Raw genomic sequence first — 6,727 nt, 5'->3', positions numbered from 1 at the left:
CCCGGTTACATTCCGAACCCGGAAGCTAAGCCTTACAGCGCCGATGGTACTGCAGGGGGGACCCTGTGGGAGAGTAGGACGCCGCCGAACAAATTTTATAGCTCCGGCTCTTGGGCATTTCGCCCGAGAGCCGGAGCTTTTTGTTTTCCGGCGGCGCCGACACCCCTCCGCCTCGCTGTGTGAAGGCTGCGGGTAAGGTCAGGGGGCATCGTCGGCTCGTTTCCCACAGGAGGCCCCCGGGTGGAGGTCCAGGAGACCCGCGTCCAGACAGACCGGGTCCTCACCATCCCGAACATCCTCAGCATGGCGCGTCTCGTCGGTGTGCCCGTATTCCTGTGGCTGATCCTCTGGCCGGAGTTCGGCGGCCCCAAGAGCGACGGCTGGGCCCTTCTGGTGCTCATGCTCAGCGGCATCAGCGACTACCTGGACGGAAAGCTCGCCAGGCGCTGGAACCAGATCAGCAGCCTCGGCCGGCTGCTCGACCCCGCGGCCGACCGCCTCTACATCCTCTCCACCCTGGTCGGCCTCACCTGGCGGGAGATTCTTCCGCTCTGGCTGACCGGCGTCCTGCTGGCGCGCGAACTGGTCCTGCTGGTGATGGTGGGCATCCTCCGCCGGCACGGTTATCCGCCGCCCCAGGTGAACTTCCTGGGCAAGGCGGCCACCTTCAACCTGATGTACGCCTTCCCGTTGCTGCTGCTCAGCGACGCGAGCGGCTGGATCGCGTCAGCCGGAGCGATTTTCGGATGGGCGTTCGCAGGGTGGGGTACAACCCTGTACTGGTGGGCAGGAGTCCTCTACGTGGTTCAGGTCCGCCGTCTTGTCACGGCGGACACCATGGCCGATTGAGCTCGCCCATCGGGGCGCTGTAGTGGCTCGTTGGCCCGCCGACGAAATGTGCGGGACAATCTGGACGGGTGAAGTCGGCTAGTCAGTCTCTTCAAGGAGGACGCTTCCGACATGAAGGCCGTCGTGATGGCCGGAGGCGAAGGCACGCGCCTTCGCCCTATGACCTCGAGCATGCCCAAGCCGCTCCTGCCCGTGGCGAACCGCCCGATCATGGAGCACGTGCTACGGCTGCTCAAAAGGCATGGGCTCAATGAGACCGTCGTTACCGTGCAGTTCCTGGCCTCGCTGGTCAAGAACTACTTCGGGGACGGCGAGGAGCTCGGTATGGAGCTCACCTATGCCAATGAGGAGAAGCCACTCGGTACCGCCGGGAGCGTCAAGAACGCCGAGGAAGCGCTCAAGGACGACACCTTCCTCGTCATCTCCGGCGATGCGCTGACCGACTTCGACCTCACCGACCTCATCAATTTCCACAAGGAAAAGGGTGGCCTGGTCACCGTCTGCCTGACCCGTGTTCCGAACCCGCTGGAGTTCGGCATCACCATCGTGGACGAGGAGGGCAAGGTCGAGCGCTTCCTGGAGAAGCCGACCTGGGGCCAGGTCTTCTCCGACACGGTGAACACGGGTATCTACGTGATGGAGCCCGAGGTCTTCGACTACGTCGAGGCCGACGTCTCCGTCGACTGGTCCGGTGACGTCTTCCCTCAGCTGATGAAGGAAGGCAAGCCCATCTACGGCTACGTCGCCGAGGGCTACTGGGAGGACGTCGGCACGCACGAGAGCTACGTCAAGGCGCAGGCCGACGTCCTGGAGCGCAAGGTCGACGTCGAGATCGACGGCTTCGAGATCTCCCCGGGCGTCTGGATCGCCGAGGGTGCCGAGGTGCACTCCGACGCCGTGCTCCGGGGACCGCTCTACATCGGCGACTACGCCAAGGTGGAAGCGGACGCCGAGATCCGGGAGCACACCGTCGTGGGCTCCAATGTCGTCGTCAAGAGCGGCGCCTTCCTGCACAGAGCCGTCGTGCACGACAACGTGTACATCGGCCAGCACAGCAATCTGCGCGGCTGCGTGGTCGGCAAGAACACCGACATCATGCGCGCCGCCCGGATCGAGGACGGCGCCGTCATCGGTGACGAGTGCCTGGTCGGTGAAGAATCGATCATTCAGGGGAACGTACGCGTCTACCCCTTCAAGACCATCGAGGCCGGCGCCTTCGTCAACACCTCGGTGATCTGGGAGTCGCGCGGACAGGCGCATCTGTTCGGCGCCCGCGGCGTCTCCGGAATCCTCAACGTGGAGATCACCCCCGAGCTGGCCGTACGCCTCGCGGGGGCGTACGCGACCACGCTGAAGAAGGGCTCCACGGTCACGACGGCCCGTGACCACTCGCGTGGTGCCCGCGCACTGAAGCGCGCGGTCATCTCGGCGCTGCAGGCCAGCGCCATCGACGTACGCGACCTGGAGAACGTGCCGCTGCCGGTCGCCCGGCAGCAGACGGCCCGGGGCAGCGCCGGCGGCATCATGCTCAGGACGACGCCCGGTGTACCGGACTCGGTCGACATCATGTTCTTCGACGGGGACGGCGCCGACCTCTCGCAGGGGAGCCAGCGCAAGCTGGACCGCGTGTTCGCCCGTCAGGAGTACCGGCGTGCGTTCCCCGGCGAGATCGGCGACCTGCACTTCCCGGCCAGCGTCTACGACTCGTACACGGGCTCTCTGCTGCGCAATGTCGACACGACCGGGATCGCCGAGTCCGGGCTCAAGGTCGTCGTGGACGCCTCCAACGGCAGCGCCGGTCTCGTGCTGCCCAGCCTGCTCGGCAAGCTCGGTGTCGACGCGCTCACCATCAACCCCGGTCTCGACGAGTCGAGGCCCACGGAGACGGCGGACGCGCGCCGCTCGGGTCTGGTGCGGCTCGGCGAGATCGTCGCGTCCGCGCGGGCCGCGTTCGGTGTGCGCTTCGACCCGGTCGGTGAGCGGCTGTCGCTCGTCGACGAGAAGGGGCGCATCGTCGAGGACGACCGGGCCCTGCTCGTGCTGCTCGACCTGGTGGCCGCGGAGCGGCGCAGCGGGCGGGTGGCGCTGCCGGTGACCACCACCCGGATCGCCGAGCAGGTGGCGGCGTACCACGGGACCCAGGTCGAGTGGACGACGACGTCGCCCGACGACCTGACCCGCGTGGGCCGCGACGAGTCGACCATCTTCGGTGGCGACGGCCGCGGTGGCTTCATCATCCCGGAGTTCAGCAGTGTCTTCGACGGCACGGCGGCCTTCGTACGGCTCATCGGGCTGGTGGCGCGGACGCAGCTCACCCTGAGCCAGATCGACGCGCGGATCCCGCGGGCGCACGTGCTCAAGCGTGACCTGGCGACTCCGTGGGCGGTCAAGGGTCTCGTCATGCGGCGGGTCGTGGAGGCGGCCGGCGACCGTTCCGTCGACACGACCGACGGTGTGCGGGTCGTGGAGGCCGACGGCCGCTGGGTGATGGTCCTTCCCGACCCCGCGGAGGCGGTGACGCATCTGTGGGCCGAGGGTCCGGACGACGCGTCCGCCCAGGCCCTGCTCGACGAGTGGGCGGCGATCGTGGACAGCGCCGGCCGCTGAGCAAGCGGCGTGCCGGACAAGTGCCCCTCAAGGGGGCCTGTCCGGCACGCCGGTGGGGCCATTCGGAGGTAGCACCGGCGACGTGGCACGATGTGCGGCATGCCGCAGCCCCCCGTTCGGAGCACCCCCACGCGACCAGCGCGCCCGGACGCCTCCATGTCGCTGCTCAACAACGTCATGGACCACAGTCTCGACGACGGGTATGCCGAGGCGGCCGCGCGCAAGAAGTCCGAGGGTGCCGGCGGACTGCCGAAGACGCTCCGGGCGAAGCTGGGTCTCGCCGCCGGTCTGGTGCTGGCGGGGCTGGTGGTGACGGTGGGAGCGGCGCAGGCGCGTGTCGCGGCCCCCGTGGTCGCCAAGGAGCGCCAGGAGCTCATCGACCGCATCGAGAGCGAGACCAGGACCGCGGACAAGCTGGAGAGCGCCGTCGACACCCTTCGGGACGACGTGAGCGCCCGGCAGCGCGAGGCGCTGAAGCATGACGGGGGCGGTGACCGGGCCGAGCTGGTGGGCATCCTGTCGGGTGCCGTGGCGGTGCACGGGCCCGGCGTGAGGCTGGTCGTCGACGACGCCAAGGACGCCTCCTCGGGAGGCAACGGCGATCCGCGCGAGACCTCCGACTTCTCCGACACGGGACGCGTGCGCGACCGGGACATGCAGCGCGTCGTCAACGGGCTCTGGCAGTCCGGCGCCGAGGCCGTCACGATCAACGGGCAGCGGCTGACCGCCCTGTCGGCGATCCGGGCCGCGGGTGACGCGATACTGGTCGACAACAAGCCGCTGGTGCCGCCGTACACGGTGCTCGCGGTGGGGGACGGCAAGCGGCTGAGCACCCGGTTCCAGAACAGCGCCGACGGGCAGTACCTGCACGCGCTGCACGAGAACTTCGACATCCGGACCAGCATCTTCGTGGAGGACGACGTCCGGCTGCCCGCCGCACCGAGTGTGATCGTACGAACAGCAGAGCCGAGCACAGAGAAGGGCACATCGTGATCGCCGTACTGGGCCTCGTCGTGGGAGTCGTGGCGGGATTGTTGGTCCGGCCCGAGGTCCCGGCCGTCGTCGAGCCGTACCTTCCGATCGCCGTGGTGGCGGCGCTCGACGCCGTCTTCGGAGGTCTGCGCGCGATGCTGGACGGCATCTTCGACGACAAGGTCTTCGTGGTGTCGTTCCTGTCGAACGTGGTCGTCGCCGCGCTCATCGTCTTCCTGGGCGACAAGCTGGGCGTCGGAGCCCAGCTCTCCACGGGTGTGGTGGTCGTGCTCGGCATCCGGATCTTCTCCAACGCCGCGGCCATCCGCCGGCACGTCTTCCGGGCGTGAGACCGATGAGCGACGAGGACAAGACACCCAAGGGCTCCGGGACACCCGCCGGTTCGGAGCACCGCCTGCGCAGGGAACTCCCCGAGGAGGTCCCGGCCGCGCCGTCGGCCTCCGGGCCGGAGCCCGTGCAGGCAGAACAGGGAGAGGGCGAGCCCTCGCTGACCGGCCGTCAGAGGCTGGCGAAGGGACTGTGGCCGCCCCGGGTGACCCGCGCCCAACTGATCGTCGCGCTGCTGCTGTTCGGCCTCGGGTTCGGCCTCGCCGTCCAGGTGGCCTCGAACAGCGACAGCGGCAGCGCCCTGCGGGGTGCCCGCCAGGAGGATCTTGTCCGCATCCTCGATGAACTCGACGACCGTACTCAGCGTCTTGAGGACGAGAAGCAGGGTCTCGAGGACCAGCGCACCGAGTTGCGGAACAGCTCGAACCAGGCCGAGGAGGCCCGCAAACAGACGGTCGAGAAGGAGAAGCAACTCGGCATTCTGGCGGGCACGGTGGCGGCGCAGGGACCCGGCATCACGGTGACCATCGACGACACGAAGGGGACGGTCCAGGCGGACATGCTGCTCGACGCGATCCAGGAGCTGCGCGCGGCCGGGGCCGAGGCGATCCAGGTCAACGGGGTCCGGGTGGTCGCCGACACCTATCTGACGGACTCCGGTGCCGGAGTGAGCGTCGACGGGAACAAGATCACCCAGCCGTATCGTTTCAAGGTCATCGGCAAGCCGCAGGATCTGGAGCCGGCGCTCAACATCCCCGGAGGTGTGGTGCAGACGCTGGAGAAGGAGCAGGCCACCGTCACGGTGGACCGCTCGGCGAAGATCGTCGTGGATGCCTTGCGAGCGGCGAAGCGGCCTGACTACGCTCGGTCGTCCTCCCCGTGAGGCGCGGGCGCATGGCGGCCGCCGGGCCAGGGCATGAGGTTGCGGGGGGTCGGCGCACCGAATGGGTGGTGCGTGGTGGAAACTGTCAGGTGGATACGGACGTTGTGAGGATGTCCGGGTCGACCGGTGTGTTCAATCAGGGTTCGTCCTGCCCCACGGGCGGGTCTGTTTCGGTCAAGGGGAATCGCCCGTGAAGTTGTTTGCGAAGTTGTTCGGCAAGAGCGCACGAGAGGGCAACGAGAACGCGACTGCCCGCCACCGTGCACCGCGCCCCGGGGACGGGGAGGGACAGGGCGACCGCCCGCTGTTCCGGGACCAGGTCGCTGGTCCGGGCGGTGACATTCCCGGTGGTCAGGGCGCGCCGTCTGTTGACCCTGCCGCGTCCGGGCGCATAGGTTTCGGGGATCCGTCGACCTCGGGTGCGGGCGGGGGGTACACCTCCGGTCCGTACGCGTCCCAAGCCCCTGGGGGGCAGCCGCGGCAGGAGGATCCGTCCATGTCGGCCCTGGTATGCACGAGGTGCGGCAACCGCAACGCGGAGAACAGCCGCTTCTGCTCCAACTGCGGCGCGCCGCTTCGGGGCGGAGCGGTGCCGGAGCGCCCGTCGGAGACGACGTCCACGATCTCCATCTCCGGCCTGGAGGCCTACGACTCCGAGGTGACGGGCCAGACGCCGTCGCCGGCGCTCTCCCCGGAGGCGCAGGCCGCCGTCGACGCGCTGCCCCTCGGATCGGCGCTCCTGGTGGTGCGCCGCGGTCCCAACTCGGGCAGCCGGTTCCTGCTGGACGGCGAGCTGACCACGGCGGGACGTCATCCGCAGAGCGACATCTTCCTGGACGACGTGACGGTGTCGCGTCGCCACGTGGAGTTCCGTCGCGCGGCGGACGGCTCGTTCACGGTCGCCGATGTCGGCAGCCTGAACGGCACCTACGTCAACCGGGAGCGGATCGACCAGGTCGCCCTGTCGAACGGCGACGAGGTGCAGATCGGCAAGTACCGGCTGGTCTTCTACGCGAGCCAGCGGGGCGTCTGACCACCCGAACTCCGTCCGGGGGGACCCAGGGAAGG

The 6,727-nt window shown here is 68.6% G+C and carries 6 protein-coding genes and 1 rRNA gene; all 7 read left to right on the top strand.

Translation table 11 applies throughout. The features are described from left to right. A 5S ribosomal RNA gene (gene rrf, locus ACWGIS_RS31540) occupies positions 1 to 90 on the top strand; the annotation flags it as partial. A 150-nt stretch (positions 91 to 240) separates the two neighbouring features. After that, positions 241 to 849, top strand: coding sequence for a CDP-alcohol phosphatidyltransferase family protein (locus ACWGIS_RS31535; RefSeq protein WP_453365900.1), 609 nt, complete (start codon positions 241 to 243; stop codon positions 847 to 849). A 111-nt stretch (positions 850 to 960) separates the two neighbouring features. Then, a complete protein-coding gene (locus ACWGIS_RS31530; RefSeq protein ID WP_453365899.1) occupies positions 961 to 3,456 on the top strand; it encodes a sugar phosphate nucleotidyltransferase in 2,496 nt (831 codons plus the stop codon). A gap of 99 nt (positions 3,457 to 3,555) precedes the next feature. Further along, positions 3,556 to 4,449: a DUF881 domain-containing protein gene (locus ACWGIS_RS31525; RefSeq protein ID WP_453365898.1), complete on the top strand. Its 894-nt coding sequence runs from the start codon at positions 3,556 to 3,558 to the stop codon at positions 4,447 to 4,449. Continuing rightward, entirely contained in the window at positions 4,446 to 4,778 is a 333-nt protein-coding gene (locus ACWGIS_RS31520; RefSeq protein WP_003988855.1) for a small basic family protein, read from the top strand. Before ACWGIS_RS31525 ends, ACWGIS_RS31520 begins: the two co-directional genes overlap by 4 nt. 5 nt (positions 4,779 to 4,783) lie before the next feature. Next, positions 4,784 to 5,659 (top strand): DUF881 domain-containing protein, encoded by an 876-nt coding sequence (locus ACWGIS_RS31515; RefSeq protein ID WP_453365897.1) that lies wholly within the window; start codon positions 4,784 to 4,786, stop codon positions 5,657 to 5,659. 61 nt (positions 5,660 to 5,720) lie between these two features. After that, entirely contained in the window at positions 5,721 to 6,692 is a 972-nt protein-coding gene (locus tag ACWGIS_RS31510; RefSeq protein WP_453365896.1) for an FHA domain-containing protein, read from the top strand. Positions 6,693 to 6,727 lie beyond the last annotated feature (35 nt).

Source organism: Streptomyces sp. NPDC054842 (genome assembly GCF_053611025.1).
The sequence above is the reverse complement of the archived record's forward strand: the minus strand, read 5'-3'. Positions and strand labels throughout refer to the sequence as shown.

Bases quoted from the DNA above. Each gene is read 5' to 3' on its own strand.
- ACWGIS_RS31515 (WP_453365897.1), top strand. From the start codon at position 4,784: ATGAGCGACGAGGACAAGACACCCAAGGGCTCCGGGACACCCGCCGGT.
- ACWGIS_RS31530 (WP_453365899.1), top strand. From the start codon at position 961: ATGAAGGCCGTCGTGATGGCCGGAGGCGAAGGCACGCGCCTTCGCCCT.
- ACWGIS_RS31525 (WP_453365898.1), top strand. From the start codon at position 3,556: ATGCCGCAGCCCCCCGTTCGGAGCACCCCCACGCGACCAGCGCGCCCG.
- ACWGIS_RS31510 (WP_453365896.1), top strand. From the start codon at position 5,721: ATGGGTGGTGCGTGGTGGAAACTGTCAGGTGGATACGGACGTTGTGAG.